Source organism: Bradyrhizobium sp. Kon69 (assembly GCF_055807515.1).
The window spans coordinates 37823-60321 of sequence record NZ_JBVVOS010000001.1 but is presented as its reverse complement, the minus strand read 5'-3'; the positions used below and the strand labels follow the sequence as shown (position 1 = coordinate 60321).

The window sequence follows — 22499 nt, the reverse complement described above, 5'->3', positions numbered from 1 at the left end:
GAAAGGAAACGCGCCGTTATCAGGCGAATTTTGCCTTGAGCTGGGCCGCAACCAGCGGCGGGACGAAGGCCGAGACGTCCCCGCCCATGGCTGCGATCTGGCGCACCAAAGTGGCGGTGATCGGGCGGACCATGGGAGAAGCCGGCAGGAAGACCGTATGCACCTCGGGCGCCATGGCCTCGTTCATGCCGGCGAGCTGCATCTCGTAGTCGAGATCGGTGCCGTCGCGCAGGCCCCGAATCATGATTGTCGCACCGTGCTTGCGCGCCGATGTCACCGACAGGTCGTCAAACGTCACCGCTTCGAGCACGCAGCCGGCCTGGGCCGCCACCGGCCCGCAGACGTCGTGGAGCATCTTGAGCCGCTCCTCGGTCGAGAACAGCGGCTTCTTGCCGGGATGGACCCCGATCGCGACAACGAGCCTGTCGCACAGCGACACGCTGTGCCGGACCACGTCCAGATGGCCGTTGGTGATGGGGTCGAAGGAACCTGGATAGAAGGCAATGCGGGGCATGGCCACGTCCTACCGCGCCCGGCCCGGCCCGGCAAGCCGGTCGGGTTCCCTGGCGGTTTTTCCGCAAAACCGTGTCGGAATGCGCCGAATTGTTTCGTCCTGAGGGGGCCACGAAACAAAACGGGGCGAGAACGAAACCATTTCCCACGTTCGCGAAGACGTCCGGAAACTGGCCATGGTTACTAATCCGGCCAACGAACGACGGGCCGCACAATTGGGCGTAGCGGCCGCATCACAGGGGACTGTCATGATCAAAGCTCTTTCGGCGATCGCCATCTCTGCGTGTGTTGCTGCCGCTCTCACCCTCCTGCCCGGCTTCGCCCCGACCGTCGAGGCGAGCGTGCCGCAGCCGCTCGCCAAGAGCGACCGGCTCGATATCCGCACCGTCGGCAAGGACTGCTCGCAGCAGGCCTGGCCGAATTTCGAAGCATCCTGCCTTCGCCAGGCCGGCACCAAAGCCAACATCCGCGAGGCTCGCCTCGTGAGCGCCAGCCGCACTCCGTAGCGGGGTCTGTCAGTTTCGCGTCAGGAATCCTCGCGATAAGTCCCAACGATAGACCCCAAAGATAACCCATGGATATTTGCGACGTCCCGTCGCAGACTGCCCGATGCTCGCGCCCGCCGGAATGACCCGTCGGGCGCGATCCCATCGAGGGGTCGCCATTGTCCAGCACGCCCGCAGTCGCCTCCGGCCATCAACCTGATCCACTGCCGCTTGCCATGACCATGGGCGCCCTCGGGGTGGTCTATGGCGATATCGGCACCAGCCCCCTCTACGCCCTGAAGGAAGCCGCCAAGGCCGCCGCCCACGGCGGCACATTGACGAACGAGGCCGTTCTGGGCGTTGCCTCGCTGATCCTCTGGGCGCTGTTGCTGATCATCTCGCTAAAGTATGCGCTGCTGATCCTGCGCGCGGACAACCGCGGCGAAGGCGGCATCGTCGCCCTGCTGGCGCTGCTGCACGCGCGCAACGCCCAACCCGGCACCTGGCGCGCGCATCTGCTGGTCGTCGGCCTCGTCGGCGCCGCGCTACTGTACGGCGACGGCGCGATCACGCCGGCGATCTCGGTGCTCTCAGCCATCGAAGGTCTGAAGGTCGACGCACCCTCGCTCGCGCCGGCGGTGGTGCCCGTGACCGTCGTCATCCTGATCGGACTGTTCATGATGCAGAAGCAGGGCACCGGCTTCATCGGCCGCATCTTCGGACCGGTGATGCTGGCCTGGTTCTTCGTGCTGGCAGCGCTCGGCATCCACGGCATCATCAAGGCGCCGGCGGTGCTGGCGGCGCTGAGCCCGCTCTATGCGTTCGACTTCCTGATCCACCAGGATTTTCATGTCTCCTTCGCGATCCTGGGGGCCGCCTTCCTCGCGGTGACCGGCGGCGAAGCCATGTATGCCGACATGGGGCATTTCGGCCGCCTGCCGATCCGGCTGGCCTGGTTCGCGATCTGCCTGCCCGCGCTGGTGCTGAACTATTTCGGCCAGGCCGCGCTGCTGATCACCGACCCCTCCATGATCGAAAATCCGTTTTTCCAGCTCTGCCCCGACGCCCTGCACTATCCGCTGGTCGCGTTCTCGGCAGTCGCGACCGTGATCGCCTCGCAGGCCATCATCTCCGGCGTGTTCTCGCTGACGCAGCAGTCGATCCAGCTCGGCTTCCTGCCGCGCATGCAGATCCGTCACACCACGAGCGCAGCGATCGGCCAGATCTACGTGCCGTTGGTGAACTGGCTGCTCGCCGCCGCAACGCTCGGCGCCGTGCTGAGCTTCGGCAGCTCGGAGGCGCTGGCCGGCGCCTACGGCATCGCGGTGTCGCTGTTGATGGCGATCACCACGCTGCTCGCTGCCCTCGTCGCGATTCAGTGGGGCTATTCGCCATGGCTTGTGGTGGCCGTGAACGGCTTCTTCTTCGTGATCGACGTGATCTTCTTCTCGGCCAACTCGATCAAGCTGTTCGAGGGCGGCTGGTTTCCACTGATGCTCGCCGCCTTCGTCGCCTTCCTGATGCTGACCTGGCGAAGCGGCGTGAAGCTCGTCGAAGCGGCGCGCGCGAAGCTGCGCCAGCCCGAAGAGGATCTGATCGAGACCGCGGTCAACAAGTGCAGCGCCAGACTCCCCGGCACGGCGGTGTTCCTGGCGTCGGCGCCGCGCGGCGTGCCGCTGGCGCTGACCCAGTTCGTCAAGCACAACCACGTGCTGCACGAGCGCATCGTTCTGGTCACCGTGCTGATCGAGGAGCTTCCTCACATCGCCGACGAAGACCGCATCGAGGTGATCGAGATCATTCCCGGTATTACCCGCGTCGTTCTACATTACGGCTTCATGCAAAACCCGACGATCTACGAAGGGCTGACCTTCGCCTGCCGCCACGGCAAGCTGCCCGGCATCGACCTCTCCGACATCACCTATTACGTCGGCCGCGAGACCATCATCCCGCGCGAGGACGTGCCGGGCATGTGGGTCTGGCGCGAAACCGTGTTCGCCTTCCTTCAGCGCAACGCCGAACGCTCAGCCGCGTTCTTCGGCGTGCCGACCAAGCAGGTCGTGGAGTTCGGCACGGAGCTGGAGATTTAGCTGGCCCCGGCGCGGCTAAAGCAACACTTCAATATCGATGCGCTGTCAGCCGGCACGGAGCTGGAGCGAGGGCTCGGGAGCCACGTCGATCGCGCGGCTCCCTCGCTTGTCCGTTATGGACAGGCGTAACGCTGCCCGTCGTAGGCCAGATACGTTCCCGAGGCCGGATCGTAGGACTTGTAGCGTTGGGCACAAGAGCTCACAGCATCCTGGCGTGCCTGGCTGTTGGCGATCGCGCCGCCGATAATCGCTCCGGCCGCCAGTCCGCCGATCACAGCTGCACCGGTTCCGTAGCCCCGATGTCCGTAGCCATGGTGATATCCGCGATGGCCATGACGCCAACCGGGGCGATACTGGACGGTCTCGACATTCGCTCCGTTCACGCCGAGCGCTTGATCTGCTTGAAGCGGCGCAGCCGAGGCAGATTGCACAGTGGCCAGAGCGGTCGCACCAGCGAGAGCGGCAGCAAGCAGAGTTCGGGATTGTCGCATGGTAAACTCCGTCATTTCATCAACGCGGAGCCAACGAGCGCGTCCTGATGCAGTTCCTGCATGAAACAGGTTTAATCAATCGCGTCACAAGGTCACACGCATGGACGGAGGCGCGCGGCAGGGCGCATCACTCCCCGTTTGCGTCTCCGTTCGCCCCGTTCCCGCTCTCGGCCTCTTCCGTGATGTGCTCGACCGACACGACGTGTTCGTCCTCGGCGGTGTCGAACACGATCACGCCCTGCGTCGAGCGGCCGGCGACGCGGATGCCTTCGACCGGGCAGCGGATCAGCTGGCCCTTGTCGGTGACCAGCATGATTTGATCGGCGTCTTCGACCGGGAAGGAGGCCACCAGATTGCCGTTGCGGTTGTTGACGCTCATGGCGACGATGCCTTTGCCGCCGCGGCCCGTGGTGCGGTACTCGTAGGACGAGGTCCGCTTGCCGTAGCCGTTGACGGAGACGGTCAGCACGACCTGCTCCTGCGCCGACATCTCGATGTAGCGCTCCTGGGCGAGCTGGAAGCTGCCGGAGGTCGTCTCTTCGGCCTCGGCGTCCGCTGCCGGCTCCTCGGCCGCAGCTTCGCCGGCGACCGCACGACGCATCTTCAGATACGCCGAGCGCTCGTCGGACGTCGTCTCGACGTGGCGCAGGATCGCCAGCGAGATCACCTTGTCGCCCTCGGCAAGCGCAATGCCGCGCACGCCCATCGAGGTGCGCCCGGTGAACACGCGCACGTCGGTGACGGGGAAGCGGATGCACTGGCCGCCGGCGCCGGTCAAAAGCACGTCGTCGTGCTCGGTGCAGATCTGCACGTCGACGATAGCTTCGTTGTCGTCGAGCTTCATCGCGATGATGCCGGAGCGGCGGACGTCGACGAAGTCGGACAGCTTGTTGCGCCGGACGTTGCCGCCTGTCGTGGCGAACATCACGTCGAGATTGCCCCAGGTGGACTCGTCCTCCGGCAGCGGCATGATGGTGGTGATGCGCTCGCCCTGCTCCAGCGGCAGGATGTTGATCAGCGCCTTGCCGCGCGCATTCGGCGCGGCCATCGGCAGGCGCCAGACCTTGATCTTGTAGACCTGTCCGCGCGAGGAGAAGAACAGCATCGGAGTATGCGTGGACGCCACGAACAGCCGGCTGACAAAATCCTCGTCGCGGGTCTGCATGCCGGCGCGGCCCTTGCCGCCGCGGCGCTGGGCCCGGTAGGCCGACAGCGGCACGCGCTTGACGTAACCGGCGTGCGAGACGGTGACGACCATGTCCTCGCGCTGGATCAGGTCCTCGTCCTCGACCTCGCCTTCCTGCTCGATGATGACGGTGCGGCGCGGGGTCGCGAACTCGGCCTTCACTTCGGCGAGCTCGGACTTGATGATTTCAAGCACGCGGTCGCGCGAGCGCAGGATGTCGAGATAGTCGGCGATCTCGCCGGCGAGCTTGTCGAGCTCCTCGCGGATTTCGTCACGGCCGAGTGCGGTGAGGCGTTGCAGGCGCAAATCGAGAATGGCCCTCGCCTGCTCCATCGACAGCCGGATCGTGCCGTTCTCGCTGATGCGGTGGCGCGGATCGTCGATCAGCGTCAGCATGTCCTCGACGTCCCGGGCGGGCCAGTCGCGCGACATCAGGGTGTCGCGCGCGGTCGTCGGGTCGGGCGAGGTCCGGATGACGCGGATCATCTCATCGATATTGGCGACCGCGATCGCCAGACCGACCAGGATATGGGCGCGATCGCGGGCCTTGGCGAGCAGGAACTTGGTGCGCCGCGTGACGACCCGCTCGCGGAAGTCGACGAAGATCGCCAGCAGGTCCTTCAGATGCATGATCCGCGGACGGCCGCTGTCGAGCGCCACCATGTTGACGCCGAAGCTCGTCTGCAGCGGCGTGAACCTGTAGAGCTGATTGAGCACCACATCCGGCACCGCGTCGCGCTTCAATTCGATGACGACGCGGTAGCCGTCGCGATCGGATTCATCGCGCAGGTCGCCGATGCCCTCGATTTTCTTTTCCTTGACCAGTTCGGCGATGCGCTCGACCATCGTCGCCTTGTTCACCTGGTAGGGAATCTCGCTGATGATGATCGCCTCGCGCTCCTTGCGGATGGTCTCGATCGCGACCTTGCCGCGCATCATGACCGAGCCGCGGCCGAGGTGATAGGCGGCGCGGATGCCCTGCCGTCCGAGGATGACGCCGCCGGTCGGGAAATCCGGTCCCGGCACGATGTTGATGAGCTCGTCGATGGTGAGCGCGGGGTTGTCGATCAGCGCGACGCAGGCATCGATGACCTCGCCGAGATTGTGCGGCGGGATGTTGGTCGCCATGCCGACAGCGATGCCGCCGGCGCCGTTGACGAGCAGGTTCGGGAACTTGGCGGGCAAGACCGACGGTTCGGTCTCGTTGTTGTCGTAGTTCGGCTGGAAGTCGACGGTGTCCTTGTCGATGTCGGCCAGCAGAGCCAGCGCCACCTTCGTCAATCGGGCTTCGGTATAACGATAGGCAGCCGGAGGATCGCCGTCGACCGAGCCGAAATTGCCCTGGCCGTCGATCAGCGGCACGCGCATGGAGAAGTCCTGCGCCATCCGGACCATGGCGTCGTAGATCGACTGGTCGCCATGCGGATGATATTTACCGATGACGTCACCGACCACGCGGGCGGACTTGACGTACTTCTTGTCCGGCGTGTGCCCCTGCTCGTTCATCGAGTACAGGATGCGGCGATGCACCGGCTTCAGACCGTCGCGGGCGTCAGGCAGCGCCCGCGCCACGATCACGCTCATGGCGTAGTCGAGATAGGACTTCTTCATCTCCTCGAAGATGGAGACGGGGCGAATATCCGAGGGTTGCGCCGGCTGGTCGCCGGGCTTGTCGTCGTCGTCAGCCAAGGGGAAATCCGGTGAGGTTTTATCTGGGAATCATATAGCGCATCGAGCCTCTGATAACCACCCTCGCGGCGATCTGGGAAGCGCTTTTTCCGCCTATTTTTCCAACAACTTAAGCCCTTGCGAGCGGTGTCTCGGACAGCCCCTGCATCGGCCTTGCAAAATCGCCGCTCACGCGTGGAAAATCGCGCGGCGAGTTCGCCCCGTCAGCGCGCTTGCCAAGCCGCAATCGGAGCTCACCCCAAACATGAAGCGGGCCCGGAAATCCCGAGCCCGTCCTGCCGATTAGTGCGATTTTCTGACACGAGATGAGAAGCACCGCCATCCGGCCGGCGCGTCCGCATCGAAACGCCCGCTCTTAGAACGGAATCGCTCAGAACGGGATATCGTCGTCCATGTCGCTGTTGCGGCCACCGCCGCCGGCGGCAACGGGACGGCGCGGTGCGCTGCTGACCGGACCGGAGGAGCCGAAATCGCCGCCCGGCTCGTCGCCGAAGCTGCCGCCTCCCCCACCGCCGCCGCTACGACCGTCCAGCATCGTCAGGGTCGAGTTGAAGCCCTGCAGCACCACTTCGGTCGAGTACTTCTCGACGCCGCTCTGGTCGGTCCATTTGCGGGTCTGGAGCGCACCCTCGACGTAAATCTTGGCGCCCTTCTTCAGATACTGTTCGGCGACCTTGCAGAGCCCTTCATTGAAGATCACGACGCGGTGCCACTCGGTCTTTTCCTTGCGCTCGCCGGTGGCCTTGTCGCGCCACGTCTCCGAGGTCGCGACGCTCAGATTGGCGATCGGCCGCCCGTCCTGGGTGCGGCGGATTTCAGGATCCTTGCCGAGATTTCCAACCAGAATGACCTTGTTGACGCTTCCCGCCATCTCCGCTCTCCGCTCCGAATGCCACTGAATTCAAGAAGGCCGGTCCGCTCCCCGCGTTCCGCCGTGCCTGTTGAGGCGACCCTATACGCTCGCCGAACGCTTGCGGACGACGATCAGTCCGTCACCCCTCCGGTTATCCCCACATATAGCATCGACCTCCCGTTCGTTCCAGATTTGTTCTTAGCGAAACGACCGCATCGATGTGTGGCGTCGATCGGCCAATGTAGTGCGGGAATGCGCGCAGCGACTGGAACCTTTGTAGGCTCCCGAAACGATGGAAAGAACTTAACATTCAATAAGTTATGGATACTCGCCCTGCCCACGTTCTTGTTGCATTTCGGAGGACGGATTTTGCCGCCGCATCTTCCTCGGCGACCGCACGATCGGCTTCACAACGCCCGAGGGGGCGGCATTCGGCAGCGACCGGATTCGCCAGGATGCGACATGGGCCTCGTCCGCTTGAACTATCGCTAGGGCGGTCCGGTGATTGCGAAATACTGATCGAACTGACATCCATCAATGCAAGGCCGGACTCGCGCCGGCCTTTTTCGTTGCTGTTCCCATGGGGAACCAAAGGTCGGTAATTGCACCATTTTCAGGCCGCTGTGGCTTTCCAGTGACACAACTTGCGGCTTCAATGGTGTAAGTACGGCCTCAGTTGGGCAAGTGAGTCCGATGCCCTTCCCTATCGTGGAAGGCACAATCAGAAACTGGGACTGGGATTAGTTGAAAATGAAAAAGATTTGGTTGGCTTCGGCCTGTTTGTTCGCTCTCGCTGCCCCGGCCTCGGCCGCTGATCTGGCGGCGCGCCCCTACACCAAGGCTCCGGTGGCCATGGCTTCGGTCTACAACTGGACCGGCTTCTACCTCGGTATCGTCGGTGGCGGCGCCTGGGAAAATTCCTCGACCGACCCGAAGATGAAGGGCGGCTTCGTCGGCGGTACCGCCGGCTACAACTGGCAGACCGGCAATGTCGTGTTCGGCATCGAGGCCGATGGCGCCTGGGCTGACGTCAGCGCGTCGGTCACCGGCCCCGTTGCCGTCCCAGGCTTCGGCCTCGTCAGCACCACCCTCAGCTCGAAGACCGATGCGATGGGCACCGTGCGCGGCCGCATCGGCTACGCCGTCAACAACGTCCTGTTCTACGGCACCGGTGGTTACGCCTGGATCGACAACAAGCTCAGCATCAGCGCGCTCGGCGTGACCGTTTCCGACAGCAAGTGGCACTCCGGCTGGACCGTCGGTGCGGGCGTCGAAGCGTTCTTCGCTCCGCAGTGGTCGGTCAAGGGCGAGTACCTCTTTCGCAGCCTCGGCGGCGAGACCTACTTCTCGGGCGCCCTGCCCACCGGCACGCTCGAGTTTCACACCGTGCAGGTCGGCGTGAACTATCACTTCGGGGGCCCGATCGTCGCGAAGTACTGATCTTCGCTATCGACACCATCGTGTTACGAAAGGCCGGCCTCGCGCCGGCCTTTTTGTTTGCCGAGCACGTTACTGCGCAGTTCCACCCGCCCTGCTCCTGCCAGATGCCGCCAGCGCGCCAACAATCGGTTGACGATTCGCAAGTCCCACTGGAAATCCGTCCCCGTTCTTCCTACGTTCACTGGCATACCCATCGGCGCCGATCCCGGTTCCGGGCGAAGCGCGCCTGTTCAGTTGGCGCGATCGCGCGCTTTTGGATTCCCTGAGGACCACCAGGATGGATGAAGTGATCAAGGCGAAGCGCCAACAACAGAACGTGGGATCAAACCTGCGCGCAATTACGATCCGTGGCGCGCGCGAGCACAACCTCAAGAACGTCGACGTCGAGATTCCGCGCGACAAGCTGGTGGTGTTCACGGGGCTGTCGGGCTCCGGCAAGTCCTCGCTCGCGTTCGACACCATCTACGCCGAGGGCCAGCGCCGCTACGTCGAATCGCTGTCGGCCTATGCCCGCCAGTTCCTGGAGATGATGCAGAAGCCAGACGTCGACCAGATCGACGGCCTGTCGCCGGCGATCTCGATCGAGCAGAAGACGACGTCGAAGAACCCGCGCTCCACCGTCGGCACGGTGACCGAAATCTACGACTACATGCGCCTGCTGTGGGCGCGCGTCGGCGTGCCCTATTCGCCCGCCACCGGCCTGCCGATCGAGAGCCAGACCGTCTCGCAGATGGTCGATCGCGTGCTGGCGCTGCCCGAGGGCTCGCGCCTCTATCTGCTCGCGCCGGTCGTGCGTGGCCGCAAGGGCGAGTACCGCAAAGAGCTCGCCGAATGGCTCAAGAAGGGCTTTCAGCGCGTCAAGATCGACGGCGCCTTCCATGAGCTCGCGGAAGCCCCTGTTCTCGACAAGAAATTCCCGCACGATATCGACGTCGTGGTCGATCGCATCGTGGTGCGCCCGGACATCGGCCAACGCCTTGCCGAAAGTTTCGAGACCGCGCTGAAGCTCGCCGAGGGCCTCGCCGTGATCGAATTCGCGGATGCGCCGGCTGCAGCAGCACCCGCGGAAGAGAAAAAGAAGACGGCGAAGATCCACGACAAGAGCGGACCCGAGCGCATGCTGTTCTCGGAAAAATTCGCCTGCCCGGTCTCCGGCTTCACCATCCCCGAGATCGAGCCCCGGCTGTTCTCGTTCAACAATCCCTATGGCGCCTGCCCCGCCTGCGGCGGCCTCGGCGTCGAGCAGCATGTCGACGAAGACCTCGTCATCCCCGACAAGGAGCTCGCCATCGGCAAGGGCGCGATCGCGCCCTGGGCCAAATCCTCGTCGCCCTATTACATTCAGACGCTGACTGCGCTCGGCAAGCACTACAAGTTCACGCTGACCACCAAATGGAAGGATCTGCCCAAGAAGACGCAGAACGCGATCCTCCATGGCTCCGGCGAGGACGAGATCAAGTTCTCTTACGAGGACGGCGTCCGCTCCTACGACACCAAGAAGCCGTTCGAGGGCGTCATCACCAACATCAACCGCCGCTATCGCGAGACCGAGAGCGAGTGGGCGCGCGAGGAGCTGGCGAAGTATTTCCACGACGTGCCCTGCGAGGCGTGCCACGGTTTTCGGCTCAAGCCCGAGGCGCTCTGCGTCAAGATCGGCGGCAAGCATATCGGCGACATCTCCGAGATGTCGGTGAAGGGCGCCGGCGCGTGGTTCGAGACCGTGCCGGAGGCGCTGAACACCCAGCAGAACGAGATCGCCGGCCGCATCCTCAAGGAGATCCGCGAGCGCCTCACCTTCCTGCTCGACGTCGGCCTCAACTATCTCACGCTCTCCCGCTCCTCCGGCACGCTGTCCGGCGGCGAGAGCCAGCGCATCCGCCTGGCCTCGCAGATCGGCTCGGGGCTAACAGGCGTGCTCTATGTGCTCGACGAGCCCTCGATCGGCTTGCACCAGCGCGACAACGCGCGCCTGCTCGACACGCTCAAGAGACTTCGTGACCTCGGCAACACCGTGATCGTGGTCGAGCACGACGAGGACGCGATCCTGCTCGCCGACCACGTGCTCGACATCGGCCCCGGTGCCGGCATGCATGGCGGCAACATCATCGCCGAGGGCACGCCCGCCGAGATCATGCGCAACCCCAACTCGCTCACCGGCAAATATCTGACCGGCGAGCTCGAGGTCGAGGTGCCGGAGCGGCGTCCGCCAAACCATCGCCGCACCATCAAGGTGGTCAACGCGCGCGGCAACAATCTCAAGAACGTCACGGCCGAAATCCCGCTCGGCCTGTTCACCTGTGTCACCGGCGTCTCCGGCGGCGGCAAGTCGACGCTGCTGATCGACACGCTCTACAAGGCGATCGCCCGCAAGCTGAACAATGCCAGCGAAGGCGCGGCGCCGCACGACCGCATCGAGGGCCTCGAGCACATCGACAAGATCATCGACATCGATCAGTCGCCGATCGGCCGCACGCCGCGCTCCAACCCCGCGACCTACACCGGCGCCTTTACGCCGATCCGCGAATGGTTCGCCGGCTTGCCCGAGTCCAAGGCGCGCGGCTACGAGCCCGGCCGCTTCTCCTTCAACGTCAAGGGCGGCCGCTGCGAGGCCTGCCAGGGCGACGGCGTCATCAAGATCGAGATGCACTTTCTGCCCGACGTCTACGTCACCTGCGACGTCTGCAAGGGCAAGCGCTACAACCGCGAGACGCTCGAGGTGCTGTTCAAGGGCAAGAGCATCGCCGACGTGCTCGACATGACCGTCGAGGAAGCCGCCGAGTTCTTCAAGGCGGTCCCGCGCGTGCGCGAGACCTTCCAGACGCTGCATCGCGTCGGCCTCGATTACATCCATGTCGGCCAGCAGGCCACGACGCTGTCCGGCGGCGAAGCCCAGCGGGTCAAGCTGGCGAAGGAGCTGTCCAAGCGCGCCACCGGCCGCACGCTCTACATTCTGGACGAGCCGACAACCGGCCTGCATTTCCACGACGTCAAGAAACTCCTGGAGGTGCTGCACGAGCTGGTCGCGCAGGGCAACACCGTCGTCGTCATCGAGCACAATCTCGAAGTCATCAAGACCGCCGACTGGGTCATCGACCTCGGCCCCGAAGGCGGCGACGGCGGCGGCGAGATCGTCGCCTGGGGCCCCCCGGAAGACATCGCGAAAGCGCCGCGGAGCTACACGGGCAAGTTCCTGGCCCCGGTGCTGGCAAAGGCACGGAAGCCGAAGCGGAGACGCGCGGCGAGCGAGGCGGCGGAGTAGGTTACGCCGCGGGAGCGTGCCGACACATTGTCTGAGGGAGACTGAGTTTGCCTGCCGGACTTGTGCAAACCTATCGTGCGTTCGCCCACAATAATGCTTGGGCAAACCACCGGCTGCTCACCGCTTGCGCCGCGCTGTCTCAGGCTGACTTCGAAGCCGCACGAACCGGCTTCTTTCCAAGCCTGCAGCGCACGCTGAACCACATCTATGTCATTGATCTCTTCTATGTCGATGCGCTTGAAGGCGGATGGCTGGGACCGGCGGCTTGGAAGAACGAGGTGCCCCACCCTTCCCTTGCCACGCTGAAGCCCGCGCAATCCGCGATCGACAAGCGCTTGATTGCCGTCTGCGATGCGCCGACGCCCGAGCTGCTCGACGGTCTCGTGCGGATCAACCGCGACACCCGCGTGCAGACCGAACGTCGCGACCGGCTGCTTATGCATCTGTTCCAGCACCAGATCCATCATCGCGGACAGGCGCATGCGATGCTGTCCGAAACGCACGTTCCCCCGCCCCAGCTGGACGAGTTCTTTGCCGAGGGAGAGGCGCCGCTCAGGGGCACCGAATTCGACCAACTCGGATGGACCGAGGAAACGGTGTGGAAAGCCTAGCGGTGTAGCTTCGTCCCCATGCCCTATTCCCTCGCCATCTTCGATCTCGACGGCACGCTGGCCGACAGCTTTCCGTGGTTCCTGCGCACCATCAACGACGTCGCCGATCGCTTCGGCTTCTGCCGCGTCGCCGATGAGGATGTCGAGGGGCTGCGGCATGCTTCGTCGCGCGAGATTCTTAGCCGGCTCGAGGTGCCCCTGTGGAAGCTGCCGGCGATCGCGCGGCATGCGCGGCGGCTGAAGGGAGAGGCGGCGGCGGAGATTTCGCTGTTTGCGGGCGTCGAGGCGATGCTGCGGACGCTGGCGGAGAACGGCGTGCAGCTCGCGCTGGTGACCTCGGACAGCGAAGCCAATGCGCGCGAGAAGCTCGGTGATTGCGCAGCGCTGTTCGCCCATTTCGATTGCGCGGCCTCGCTGTTCGGCAAGCCCGCGAAATTCCGACGGGTCATGCGGCGCGCCGGCGTGGCGCCGGGCAAGGTCATCGCGATCGGCGATGAGGTGCGCGACATCGAGGCGGCGCGAACCGTGGGGATCGCCTGCGGAGCGGTGGGCTGGGGTTATGCGGCCCCGGCGGCGTTGCGGGCGCTGGCACCGGATCACATGTTCGAGCAGATGGATGAGATCGCATCGACGCTGTGCCCCGGTGCAGTAGCCCGGATGAGCGAAGCGATATCCGGGAACGCCGGTGGATGAGAAGAGCCCTGTCCCGCATGTCGCTCCGCTCATGCGGGCTACACGCCCCTACTCCGTCCTGCGCAAGAACGCCCCGAACGCGCGCGGGCCGTCGCCGGTCTTGACCTCGCCGATCACCTTCAGCTCGATCGCGTCGATGATGTCGAGCGTGTTGCTCTCCCAGCAGGCGACGACGATGCGCTTGCCGTCAGCGGTCGCGGCGATGCCTTCGGGATAATCGCCGACATTGATGCGCTTGACCGGCTTCAAGGTCGCCAGATCGAACACGCTGACGGTGCCGCCATACTGATCGGTGACGAAACCGCGGCCCTGCGCCAGCGCCACGGCATAGGGACGCATCCCGACCGGCACGCGGCCGATCTCGTTACCCGCGGCGACATCGATCACGGAGACGTCGTTGGAGCCGACATTGGCGGTGTAGGCGCGCTTGCCCTCGGCATCGATGGTGACGCCGAACGGACGCGTTCCGACCTTGATGGTCGCCCTGCGCTGGCGCGTCGCGGTGTCCACCACCGAGACGTTGTCGTCGTCGCGGTCGGCCGAGAGCAGCAGCTTGCCATCCGGCGTCACTGCCAGGCCCGACGGCGAGGCGCCGACCGCGATGCTGGCCGTGACGCTGCGCGAGGCTGCATCGATCACCCGCACCGCCGCCGCATACCAATCCGCGACATAGACGGTCTTGCCATCGGGCGCGACGGCGATGCCAAGCGGTCCGCCGCCGACCTCGATCCGTCCCGTAATCTGCCGCGTTGCTGCGTCCACCACCGTCACGGCCTTGGCATCCGGGCTCGTGACATAGGCGAAGCGTCCGTCCGCACTGACGGCGACGCCGGCCGGCTTGCCGCCAATCGGGATCGTCGCAACGCTGCGCGCCGCGGCGAGATCCACCACCATCAGATCGTCGCTGAGCTGGTTGGTGACGAACGCCTCTTCAGCGGACGCATGCGCGATGCCGGCAAGGCAAAGGCTGGCGGCGAGCGCCGCCAGGACCAGCGCCCGCACCGTCAGCTTCCGCTCTCGATCTTCTTCTTGAGTGCCTCGAGACCCGCCTGGTATAGCCCCTTCACCGCCTTGACCGCCGCCTCGTCGCTCAGCTCCGGCGGCGGCTCGTTGTTGGGAAAGCCACGATAGAACGCGCCGGCCCATTCCAGCGTCGAGCCCTTGCCGTCGGCACTCGGCGTCACCGTGAGCGTCGAGGAATAATTGGTGACCGGCAGCACCTTCACGTCCACATTGGTGATCCGGTAGGAATAGCTCATCGCGGCAGCGTCGAACTTGTAGAGTTCCTCGTCGACGGTCGCGCCTCCCGTCAGCGTCAGCTTCCGCGTCGCGCCGATCTCGTTGCCCTTCTCGCCCTCGGTCTTGGTGACCGGCGGCAGCCAGCTCATGTCCTGGAAATTGCCCATTGCGGCCCACACTTTGGCCGGGGCAGCGTTGATCTCGATGGATTCGCGCACCTTCTGCCGGGTCGGGCCGTGGGCCCAGGCCGATGTCGAAGCCGGGCCAAACGCCGCCGTCAAAGCCGCCGCGCCCGCGGCAGTCAGCACCGCGGCCAGCACCGTGCGCCGTCCAATCGTCACCCTCATCTCGTTTCCTCATGCGTCTCGTTGATCATGCGCGACTTGAAGCGCGCTGGGATCATGGTAGCGCATTTTGCGGCCGGGGGGAGACCCGTTCGTGGCCGCGTTGCGGCGGGTGTCCGCGTGCCCCACAACCCCTTGCCGCCCGGCGGGCAAAACACCCAAGCAGAGGGTCAATCACGGCGCGCAAAAATATTTCTCTTTATCCGCATTTCGGATTATCATATAGAGAGCCATCCCAACCCGGCCGAGGGGCGGATCGCGATGGTCACGAACGCGGGATGGGACGTGGTGGACGTGGGCCACACCGGCGCGAAGGCTTCGCAGGGCGGGCAACCGTGAGCGAAAGTATCGCGCACACGACCGGTGCAGCCTGCGTACGGCAAAATCGTGTGGTCCTGGCGCCCGGGGTCTGTGCGCCAAGTGTTGCGGTGATGTGGCGGCCCGACCGGGCGTCCGCGTCAGCCATCCGCAAGGCGACGGGGGCAATAGTGCATCGCTCCCCGGGGAGAGCGCGACATAAGCCGTAAAACCACTGCGCAGGGAAGGCCGTGTGTTGGGCTTCACCTGTATGCCGCTGTGCAGCCTCTTGTAGCGCAACCTTCGCACAGTGGACCGTGGGTGCCAGCCGGTACCCGGCCTTCCCTGCGCCCTCGGCATTTTTGAGGGCGGAGAATACCGCAAAGCTCGGGCCGCAGAGGCCGCGAGAATGCGAAACCGCGCGTATCACGGGAATAGCACTGCCAAATGAATCGATCTCGCTGTCGGGACATATCCGGAACGCAACCCTCGCGAAAGCTGCATCTGAGAAACATGCAGCAACAAACCCCGACACACGTGGCGAGGGCAAAATGGCATCTGGGATTGCGGTCCGAAATCGCCTTGGAGAAGCTGGCTCTGAGACAGTTTGCTGCCATGAGGCCAGTCCCCACCTCGCGACCCCGCAATGATTGACGGACGTCCGGGACCGTAAGAGCCGCGAGGAGTGCGCGATGGTATCGACCTATTTCAGTTACAGCTACATCACGCGCAATCTCAAGCAGTCCCTCACGCGGGTCGAACAGCAACAGGACGTGGCGCGAGAGGCCGCCTACTACAAAGCCCACATCGGCAAGGTGAAGTCCGTCGACGACTTCATGAAAGACTACCGCCTTTATCACTATGCAACGAAGGCGTATGGCCTGGAAGACATGGCCTACGCCAAGGCCTTCATGAAGAAGGTGCTGGAGAGCGACCTCTCCGACGCAAACAGCTTCGTCAACAAGCTGGTCGACAAGCGCTACCGCGAGTTCGCCGCCGCATTTTCCTTCAATGGCAGTGCCACGCCGGTTGCGCAATCGGAGAACCAGACCGATGAGATGATCGGCCTGTACACGGCGACCAGGAAGAGCCAGGTCGATGCACTTGCCAGCGACTCCAATTACTACAGCGCCGAAATAGGCAACATCAGCAGTGCAGACCAGCTCCTGAACAACGACCGCCTTCGCAACTATGTCTATTCGGCGTACGGGATCGATCAAGGCAAGTGGTCGCGTGACACGATAAGCCAGGTCTTGCGCAGCGATCCGTCCGATCCCAACAGCTACGTCAACACCACCTTCGCCTCTCAGTTGAATGGCCTCAACGCCGACCTTGCTCAGGCCCGATCGGATGTCACCGCGGCCAATTCAAGGATCGCCGACTACACCGCCCAATTATCGCAACCGGGCGCGAACGTGACCCAGTTGAACGTCCAGATCCTGGTCGAAAAATATCACCTGGAGTCATATGCGAGCAGCATTTCCAGCCTCAGCGACCAGATAGGGACGATCGGCGGGTTCGTCGACCTGGCCGGTGCGTTCGAGTTTTCCTCCGACGGATCGCTGCCGTCAGGTGTGTCGGCGCAGACTGCTGCAAATGTCACGATCACGAAACAGAAGTTCGACGACAGCAAGTCCGACGTCTATTCGGCGGCAAGCCCGTTGAACGAAGCTTTTGCGATCAGGCAATTCAGAACTGCCATTCTCAAGATCAATTCAGTCCAGGCGTTCGTATCGACACCGGGCGTTTATGATTTTGCGCTGGGAGCCGTTGGCCTCGATCCCGGAAACGTCTCGCCGGCGACTGTCACGGCCGTGCTCGAAAGCGACCTCAACGACCCCAAGAGCTACGTCTATACCCTCAAGGACAATCGATATCTGGAGCTGGCACGCGCCTTCAACTTCGACGCAAAGGGCAATCTGACGACCCCCTTGGTGGCTCAGGATTCGGCTGAAGTCCTCCAGATCGCGAAGGACTATGTCGTTGCAGCGGTGAAGAGCGCAAGCACCGCAACTCCCCAGCAGCAGGCGGCAGTTCGGGCACAGGCCACGAAGGATGCGTCGGAATATCAGCAGGCCATCACCGGGATCGACAGTGTTTCCGATCTTCTCGCAAACAGGCCGATGGTCGATTTCATCCTCCTGGCAAAGGGCTTGGATCCCAGGAAGGTCAGCACGGAATTTCTCAAGAAGATCTTCAGCTCCGACCTGAACGATCCAAAGAGCTTCGCGAACACCGAGAACGATCCTCGCTTTGCCGAAATCGTCGCGTCGTTCAATTTCGACAGCAAGGGCAACGTCGCGCGCCTTCCGATGATGGGTCCGCAGAAGCGGGATCAGTTTCGGGAAACACAGGCGAATTATGTCGAACAAAGCCTGGAGCAGCAGCAAGGGGATGCGAATCCCGGCGTGCGCCTGGCGATCTATTTCCAACGGAAGGCGGGGGACATCACGTCCGCGTACGACATCCTTGCCGACAAGGCGCTTTCGGAGGTGTTCAGGACCACCTTCAATCTGCCTGACTCGATGGCGGCGATGCCGATCGATCAGCAGGCCAAGTTCGTGGACAGATTCATGAAGATCAAGGATCTGTCCGATCCCGCGAAAGTTACAAAGCTGCTGAGCCGTTTCTCCGCCATGTATGACATCAGAAACAGCCAGAGCACCGGCCAGGGTCAATCCCCTCTGCTCAACCTGTTTCAGGGATCCGGTTCGGGGATCAGTGACTCCACGTACTTGGCCATTGCCAAGCTACGCACCCACTGATGATCGCTCCCCGGGACTAGTCCAACACCTCGAGCACCAGCTCCATGGTCATCAGCACGGGATTGTCGCCACGGATCAGCCGGCCCTCCGCCATGCCGCCGGTGTAGTCGATCAGGGCGACGTCGAGTGCGGCTTCGAGCGCGCCGGAGGAGCCGGCCGCAATCGTGCCGGCTGTTACCGCAAGTTCGGTCGCGAAGGGCTCGGTCACGCCGCCATGGGTGAAGCGGGCGCCGATGGTCGAACCGACGCCGCCGTGGATTTTCGCGCGCGCGATGCCGTGCGCGCGGCAGAAGTCTTCGAGACAGAAGGCGAAATCCTGATTGGGGCGCAGCCGCAGCGCGAAAGCGCGGCTGGTCGTGCGTGCGCCGGTGCTCGCAGCCGCCACCGGCCCGAACAGCTTGAAGTTGGTCTCGGGATCGGGCTCGGCGGCAAACATCGCACCATCGATGCCGAAGGCCTCGACCTCGAAGGGCTCGGCGACATCGGTCTCGTCCGGCAGCATGTGGCCGCCACTGTCGCGGCCATCGGCCTCCGTCCACAGTCCATGGCAATGAAAGAACGGTGCGCCATCGCGCATGCCCAGCGTCATGCTGCCGAGCCTGGTGCGCGTCACGCCGCTTGGCCGGAATGTGTCGCTATAGAACGCGGCGTTCTCGCTGGTCTTCGACAGCGCCGGCATGACATAGCCGAACGGCCCGAGCGCGCCGCGCCCGAAGCTGAGCACGCCGCCGGAAAATCCCTCCGCGGCAAAACCGCGGCGCGCCGCTTCCAGCAGCGGCAGACCTGCTTGAAGCGTGAAGGAGAAAGCGCGTCCCCTCGCCTCCACCCATTGGATGGGTTCGGCGACCGGCACGCCGGGCTGCTTGATGCTGCGCATGACCTTCGCTCAGCCCGCCCGAGTCTTGTCGAGATCGAGCAGGCCGCGCGCCTCGAGCTCGTCGCGAACCATCCGTTTGGGAATCTTGCCGTAGCCGGATTTCGGCAATGCCTCCCAGAAGAAGAACCGCTTCGGCATCTTGTAGCGCGGCACCTTGGGGCCGAGGAAGGCCGCCATCTCCGCTTCGCTCACCGGCTTGGCGCCTTCGCGGACGACGCAGACGGCAACGCCGACCTCGCCCCAGGTCGCATCGGGGACGCCGAGCACCGCGACCTCGCCGACGCAAGGATGGGTCAGGATCTTCTCCTCGATCTCGCGCGGGTAGATGTTGGAGCCGCCAAAGATGTACATGTCCGAGGCTCGTCCCGTGATGTAGACGAACCCCTCCTCGTCCATGTGGCCGAGATCGCCAGTGCGAAACCAGCCGTTGCGGAACGCCTTCGCATTGGCTTCGGGATTGTCGTAGTAGCCGGCCAGCACCGCGGGGCCGATCACGCAGATCTCGCCGCTCTGGTTGGCGCCGAGTTCACGGCCCTCGTCGTCCTGGATCGAGACCTGCATGCCGGTACGCTCGAAGCCACAGGTGCCGATCTTCGCGTGCGGCCCGTCCTCGGGATCATGCAGCGCCGCCGGCAGCACCGTGATGTTGCCGGTCACCTCGCCGAGGCCGAAATACTGCACGATGACCTTGCCGAGCTTCCTCAGCGCAGCCTTCTGGTCCTCGCGATACATCGGCGCACCCGCATAGATCACCTGGCGCAGCGAGGAATGATCGTATTTGTCGGCGGCGGAATGCTCGACCATCATCTTCAGAATGGTCGGCACCACGAAGAGATTGCTGACCCGATGCGCCTCGATCAAGCGGAACGCCTCGTCGATGTCGAATTTCTCCGTCGGCAGCAGCACCGTGCAGACGCCGCGCGCGGTCTGCACCAGCTGATGCACGCCGGCGCCATGCGACAGCGGCGCCACCACCAGCGAGGCATCCGCTTCGGTGACGCCCGGCGTGAGATCGGCGAGATGGTTGGTGACGACAAAACCCATCTGGCCGTGGGTGAGCACCGCAGCCTTGGAGCGGCCGGTGGTCCCCGACGTGAAGAAGAACCAGCAGGGGTCGTCGTGCTCGACCGCGACGTTCTCGACCACCGTGCCGGCGCGCGACGCGACGGCATCCGCAACCGACGTTTCGGCAAATGGCGCCCGGCCGTCGATGCTCCAGGTGAATTCCAGCGCGCCACCCTTCACCGCCGCGGCGTGCTCGGGGAAATCGACGTGGCACAGAAACGCCTTCGCGCCGGAGGCCTGCGCAAGATAAGTCACTTCGTCCGGCATCAGTCGGAAATTGGTGGGTACCCAGACGGCACCGAGCCGGAACGCCGCGAACATCGAGAAGAACATCTCGTCGCCGTTCTTGGAATGGACGAGGATGCGGTCGCCCTTGGCGATGCCGCGCGCCGCAAAGGCTGCCGCCAGCGCCGAGACCTGCGCATCGATCTCGCGCCAGGTCCAGGATCTGTCACCCCAAACGAAACCGGGACGCGCCCCATGCCGCCGCGCATTCTGGGTCAGCATGTGAGCGAGATTCATGACGCGGCGGGACATGCGCAGGGGCTGCATCGGGCTTCCTCTTCGGCGGCGGGTGGCACGCGAGCCGCCCGCTCATTGCAGCCCATTTATCGCCATCGCCAGGACCCCTGCAAGGCCGTCGGCCGCACGCCTGCCCTACGGCTGCTTGAACGCGAACGGCGTAGCCGTGATGGCCTTCTCCTTGACGCAGGCCTGCGCACCAAAGCCGCCGCAATAGCTGCCATGCAGATCGAAGCGGATGGTGCGCCCCGCACCCCGCTTCGTTGGCTTCGACTTGATCCCGTAGCTGCGGACATGGCCATCGAAGACGGGTTGCACACTGCCGTCCGGCAACGTGACCAGGATGTTCATGACGCAGCCGCCGGTTCCGCAATAGGTCGTCTCGCGATCGCCGCATTTGGTGTCGCGGAAATCGACGATGTAGTCATCGCGACCGTCACCGGTCAGGTCGATCCTGCGCACCGTATCGACCGCAAAAGTCACCGCGTCGCCGCCCTGGCTCTCGCATTCCTCGTAGGCGTAGCGCACGGCCTTCTGCACGCCGGCCGGATAGTCGGCGGGATTGAACGGCTTTGCGTTGTCGGCGCGCACAGCGGTTGCGAACAGGACGAGCAGGAGGATCAGATATCGCATTGGCATTGGTCGTCAGCGCAGCCGCGATCGTTCAGGAAATTTTAAACATGATCGGCGCAACCTTCGTCAGTTCTCGCGTACAGAGTGCCGCATCATGGTCAAAGCGCCCGCCCTCCTCCTGTTATCGCTGGCGCTTGCCGGATGTGCCGTGGGCCCACAAGCGCACCTCGCCTCCGATCCCGCTTTCAAGCCTGCGCGTTACGCCTGGGACGGCGCCGGCGAAAATCCCAATCGCCCGCGCGCGGCCTCAGAGCCAACACGGGTCGCCCGATCCGAGCGCAACAGGTCGCAAGCCGGGCTTCAGCCCTATTCGAAGGAATGGTGGCAGGCGCAGGACGGCATCGAGGCGGAACAGGACGCCAGGGTCAACCGTTCCCTCGTCATCTGCCAGGGATGCCTGCGCCCGCAGGCGCAGCCGGAGGATTCCAGGCTCGCCAAGGCGACCGATTGAAGCATCCGGAGTCCCAGGACCTGATGGAGGTGCAGCCCCGTCGTCGCGAGAAGCGGCCGAGAGCTACAACGCTCCGAGCTTCCGTAATGACTCCTGCGCCGTCGCCAAGCCCGGCTTCAGTTCCAGCGCCTTCCTGAAATCGGCGATCGCGCCCTGTTTGTCGCCGAGCCGCAGCTTGGCCTGTCCGCGGTTGTTCCACGAGAACACGTCGGAGGGATCGTATTGCAGCGCCTTGTCGTAATCGGAAAGGCTGCCCTTGCTGTCGCCCTGATAGAGCCGGATCATGCCACGATTACGCCAGCCGCGCGCGTCGGTCGGCGCAACACGGATCGCCTCGCCATAATCGGCGGCGGCGCGATCGAGCTGCTCGCTGTCGCGATAGACGTTGCCGCGGTCGATATAGGCGAGCAGATCGGGCGCAAACTTGATCCGCACGGTGTAGTCGGCGATGGCGTGCGCCATGTCGCGCCTGCGGTAATACACCAGTGCGCGATTGGCATAGGCCATGGCGTATTTGGGATCGCGCTTGATCGCGGCATCAAAGTCGGCGAACGCACCGTCGAGGTCGCCCTTGTTGAACCGCGACTCGCCGCGATTGCTGTAGGCCAGCGCCAGCGACGGGTCGAGCTTGATGGCCTGGTCGTAATCGGCAATGGCGCGATCATAGTCGCGCTTGAAACTGTAGACACGGCCGCGATTATTGTAGGCGCAGGCATAACCGGCCTCGAGCCTGACCGCCTCGTCGAGGTCGGACAGCGCCGCGTCGAGCTCGCGCTTCTCCGTCAGACCATGACCGCGATTGCAATAAGCGCCGGCGAGCCGGGCTCCGCTCTCGCTCTTGGTATCGATCACGGTCGAGCAGGCCTTGATCCGTTCGTCCGGCGTGCTGGCCAGTCCGACGCAAGCCTCCCAGGCCGGACCGCCTGCCGCCGACGCCGGAGCCGGCGAGATCAGCGCGGCGAGCAGCGCGATGAGGCTGAGCGGGACACGCATTTT

General features: G+C 64.1%; 19 protein-coding genes. 8 read left to right on the top strand and 11 right to left on the bottom strand.

The genetic code is table 11. The features are described from left to right. Window positions 1–19: 19 nt before the first annotated feature. Window positions 20–514 (bottom strand): pantetheine-phosphate adenylyltransferase, encoded by a 495-nt coding sequence (coaD, locus tag AC0L3U_RS00280; RefSeq protein WP_106944749.1) that lies wholly within the window; start codon window positions 512–514, stop codon window positions 20–22. Window positions 515–761: 247 nt separating this feature from the next. Between coaD and AC0L3U_RS00275 the strand changes: the two genes are divergently transcribed. Beyond that, complete coding sequence (locus AC0L3U_RS00275) at window positions 762–1019, top strand: hypothetical protein (protein WP_473360268.1); 258 nt, start codon at window positions 762–764, stop codon at window positions 1017–1019. A 215-nt stretch (window positions 1020–1234) separates the two neighbouring features. Next, on the top strand, window positions 1235–3088 hold the full coding sequence (locus AC0L3U_RS00270) for a potassium transporter Kup (protein ID WP_473360503.1): 1854 nt from the start codon (window positions 1235–1237) through the stop codon (window positions 3086–3088). A gap of 113 nt (window positions 3089–3201) precedes the next feature. Here AC0L3U_RS00270 and AC0L3U_RS00265 read toward each other — a convergent pair whose 3' ends face one another. From AC0L3U_RS00265 to AC0L3U_RS00255, 3 genes are all read right to left on the bottom strand, one after another. Then, on the bottom strand, window positions 3202–3579 hold the full coding sequence (locus tag AC0L3U_RS00265; RefSeq protein WP_473360267.1) for a BA14K family protein: 378 nt from the start codon (window positions 3577–3579) through the stop codon (window positions 3202–3204). Between the two features lie 127 nt (window positions 3580–3706). Next, on the bottom strand, window positions 3707–6454 hold the full coding sequence (gene gyrA / locus AC0L3U_RS00260; protein ID WP_473348767.1) for a DNA gyrase subunit A: 2748 nt from the start codon (window positions 6452–6454) through the stop codon (window positions 3707–3709). A 370-nt stretch (window positions 6455–6824) separates the two neighbouring features. After that, a complete protein-coding gene (locus AC0L3U_RS00255) occupies window positions 6825–7325 on the bottom strand; it encodes a single-stranded DNA-binding protein (protein ID WP_473360266.1) in 501 nt (166 codons plus the stop codon). A 732-nt stretch (window positions 7326–8057) separates the two neighbouring features. Here AC0L3U_RS00255 and AC0L3U_RS00250 point away from each other — a divergent pair. Beyond that, window positions 8058–8747 (top strand): outer membrane protein, encoded by a 690-nt coding sequence (locus tag AC0L3U_RS00250; protein WP_473360265.1) that lies wholly within the window; start codon window positions 8058–8060, stop codon window positions 8745–8747. A 23-nt stretch (window positions 8748–8770) separates the two neighbouring features. Here AC0L3U_RS00250 and AC0L3U_RS00245 read toward each other — a convergent pair whose 3' ends face one another. After that, entirely contained in the window at window positions 8771–8941 is a 171-nt protein-coding gene (locus tag AC0L3U_RS00245; RefSeq protein WP_473360264.1) for a hypothetical protein, read from the bottom strand. Between the two features lie 83 nt (window positions 8942–9024). Between AC0L3U_RS00245 and uvrA the strand changes: the two genes are divergently transcribed. Genes uvrA through AC0L3U_RS00230 form a run of 3 tightly spaced genes read left to right on the top strand, consistent with a single transcriptional unit; the run spans window position 9025 to window position 13310 of the window. Further along, a complete protein-coding gene (uvrA, locus tag AC0L3U_RS00240; RefSeq protein WP_377830248.1) occupies window positions 9025–12006 on the top strand; it encodes an excinuclease ABC subunit UvrA in 2982 nt (993 codons plus the stop codon). Window positions 12007–12053: 47 nt separating this feature from the next. After that, the gene (locus tag AC0L3U_RS00235) at window positions 12054–12617 is read left to right on the top strand and encodes a DinB family protein (RefSeq protein WP_473360263.1); all 564 of its coding nucleotides are present in this window, start codon (window positions 12054–12056) and stop codon (window positions 12615–12617) included. Between the two features lie 18 nt (window positions 12618–12635). Next, a complete protein-coding gene (locus tag AC0L3U_RS00230; protein ID WP_473360262.1) occupies window positions 12636–13310 on the top strand; it encodes an HAD-IA family hydrolase in 675 nt (224 codons plus the stop codon). A 48-nt stretch (window positions 13311–13358) separates the two neighbouring features. Here the strand turns inward: AC0L3U_RS00230 and AC0L3U_RS00225 are convergent, their stop codons facing one another. Together AC0L3U_RS00225 and AC0L3U_RS00220 are read right to left on the bottom strand one after the other, a co-directional pair. Next, the gene (locus AC0L3U_RS00225) at window positions 13359–14312 is read right to left on the bottom strand and encodes a YVTN family beta-propeller repeat protein (protein ID WP_473360261.1); all 954 of its coding nucleotides are present in this window, start codon (window positions 14310–14312) and stop codon (window positions 13359–13361) included. 2 nt (window positions 14313–14314) lie between these two features. After that, entirely contained in the window at window positions 14315–14896 is a 582-nt protein-coding gene (locus tag AC0L3U_RS00220; protein WP_473360260.1) for an SRPBCC family protein, read from the bottom strand. A gap of 986 nt (window positions 14897–15882) precedes the next feature. Between AC0L3U_RS00220 and AC0L3U_RS00215 the strand changes: the two genes are divergently transcribed. After that, on the top strand, window positions 15883–17955 hold the full coding sequence (locus AC0L3U_RS00215; protein WP_473360259.1) for a DUF1217 domain-containing protein: 2073 nt from the start codon (window positions 15883–15885) through the stop codon (window positions 17953–17955). A gap of 16 nt (window positions 17956–17971) precedes the next feature. Here AC0L3U_RS00215 and AC0L3U_RS00210 read toward each other — a convergent pair whose 3' ends face one another. From AC0L3U_RS00210 to AC0L3U_RS00200, 3 genes are all read right to left on the bottom strand, one after another. After that, complete coding sequence (locus tag AC0L3U_RS00210; protein ID WP_473360258.1) at window positions 17972–18832, bottom strand: PCC domain-containing protein; 861 nt, start codon at window positions 18830–18832, stop codon at window positions 17972–17974. Between the two features lie 9 nt (window positions 18833–18841). Further along, window positions 18842–20449: an acyl-CoA synthetase gene (locus tag AC0L3U_RS00205; protein WP_473360257.1), complete on the bottom strand. Its 1608-nt coding sequence runs from the start codon at window positions 20447–20449 to the stop codon at window positions 18842–18844. A gap of 105 nt (window positions 20450–20554) precedes the next feature. Next, on the bottom strand, window positions 20555–21052 hold the full coding sequence (locus tag AC0L3U_RS00200; RefSeq protein ID WP_473360256.1) for a hypothetical protein: 498 nt from the start codon (window positions 21050–21052) through the stop codon (window positions 20555–20557). A 94-nt stretch (window positions 21053–21146) separates the two neighbouring features. Here AC0L3U_RS00200 and AC0L3U_RS00195 point away from each other — a divergent pair, with 94 nt between their 5' ends. Next, complete coding sequence (locus AC0L3U_RS00195) at window positions 21147–21503, top strand: hypothetical protein (RefSeq protein ID WP_473360255.1); 357 nt, start codon at window positions 21147–21149, stop codon at window positions 21501–21503. A gap of 63 nt (window positions 21504–21566) precedes the next feature. Here AC0L3U_RS00195 and AC0L3U_RS00190 read toward each other — a convergent pair whose 3' ends face one another. Further along, a complete protein-coding gene (locus AC0L3U_RS00190) occupies window positions 21567–22496 on the bottom strand; it encodes a tetratricopeptide repeat protein (RefSeq protein ID WP_473360254.1) in 930 nt (309 codons plus the stop codon). Between the last annotated feature and the right edge of the window lie 3 nt (window positions 22497–22499).

Excerpts from the sequence above, each read along its gene's own strand:
- coaD (WP_106944749.1), bottom strand. The coding sequence starts at position 514 with ATGCCCCGCATTGCCTTCTATCCAGGTTCCTTCGACCCCATCACCAAC.
- AC0L3U_RS00275 (WP_473360268.1), top strand. The coding sequence starts at position 762 with ATGATCAAAGCTCTTTCGGCGATCGCCATCTCTGCGTGTGTTGCTGCC.
- AC0L3U_RS00270 (WP_473360503.1), top strand. The coding sequence starts at position 1,235 with ATGACCATGGGCGCCCTCGGGGTGGTCTATGGCGATATCGGCACCAGC.
- AC0L3U_RS00265 (WP_473360267.1), bottom strand. The coding sequence starts at position 3,579 with ATGCGACAATCCCGAACTCTGCTTGCTGCCGCTCTCGCTGGTGCGACC.
- AC0L3U_RS00255 (WP_473360266.1), bottom strand. The coding sequence starts at position 7,325 with ATGGCGGGAAGCGTCAACAAGGTCATTCTGGTTGGAAATCTCGGCAAG.
- AC0L3U_RS00250 (WP_473360265.1), top strand. The coding sequence starts at position 8,058 with ATGAAAAAGATTTGGTTGGCTTCGGCCTGTTTGTTCGCTCTCGCTGCC.
- AC0L3U_RS00245 (WP_473360264.1), bottom strand. The coding sequence starts at position 8,941 with ATGGGTATGCCAGTGAACGTAGGAAGAACGGGGACGGATTTCCAGTGG.
- uvrA (WP_377830248.1), top strand. The coding sequence starts at position 9,025 with ATGGATGAAGTGATCAAGGCGAAGCGCCAACAACAGAACGTGGGATCA.
- AC0L3U_RS00230 (WP_473360262.1), top strand. The coding sequence starts at position 12,636 with ATGCCCTATTCCCTCGCCATCTTCGATCTCGACGGCACGCTGGCCGAC.
- AC0L3U_RS00220 (WP_473360260.1), bottom strand. The coding sequence starts at position 14,896 with ATGAGGGTGACGATTGGACGGCGCACGGTGCTGGCCGCGGTGCTGACT.
- AC0L3U_RS00215 (WP_473360259.1), top strand. The coding sequence starts at position 15,883 with ATGGTATCGACCTATTTCAGTTACAGCTACATCACGCGCAATCTCAAG.
- AC0L3U_RS00210 (WP_473360258.1), bottom strand. The coding sequence starts at position 18,832 with ATGCGCAGCATCAAGCAGCCCGGCGTGCCGGTCGCCGAACCCATCCAA.
- AC0L3U_RS00205 (WP_473360257.1), bottom strand. The coding sequence starts at position 20,449 with ATGCAGCCCCTGCGCATGTCCCGCCGCGTCATGAATCTCGCTCACATG.
- AC0L3U_RS00200 (WP_473360256.1), bottom strand. The coding sequence starts at position 21,052 with ATGCGATATCTGATCCTCCTGCTCGTCCTGTTCGCAACCGCTGTGCGC.
- AC0L3U_RS00195 (WP_473360255.1), top strand. The coding sequence starts at position 21,147 with ATGGTCAAAGCGCCCGCCCTCCTCCTGTTATCGCTGGCGCTTGCCGGA.
- AC0L3U_RS00190 (WP_473360254.1), bottom strand. The coding sequence starts at position 22,496 with ATGCGTGTCCCGCTCAGCCTCATCGCGCTGCTCGCCGCGCTGATCTCG.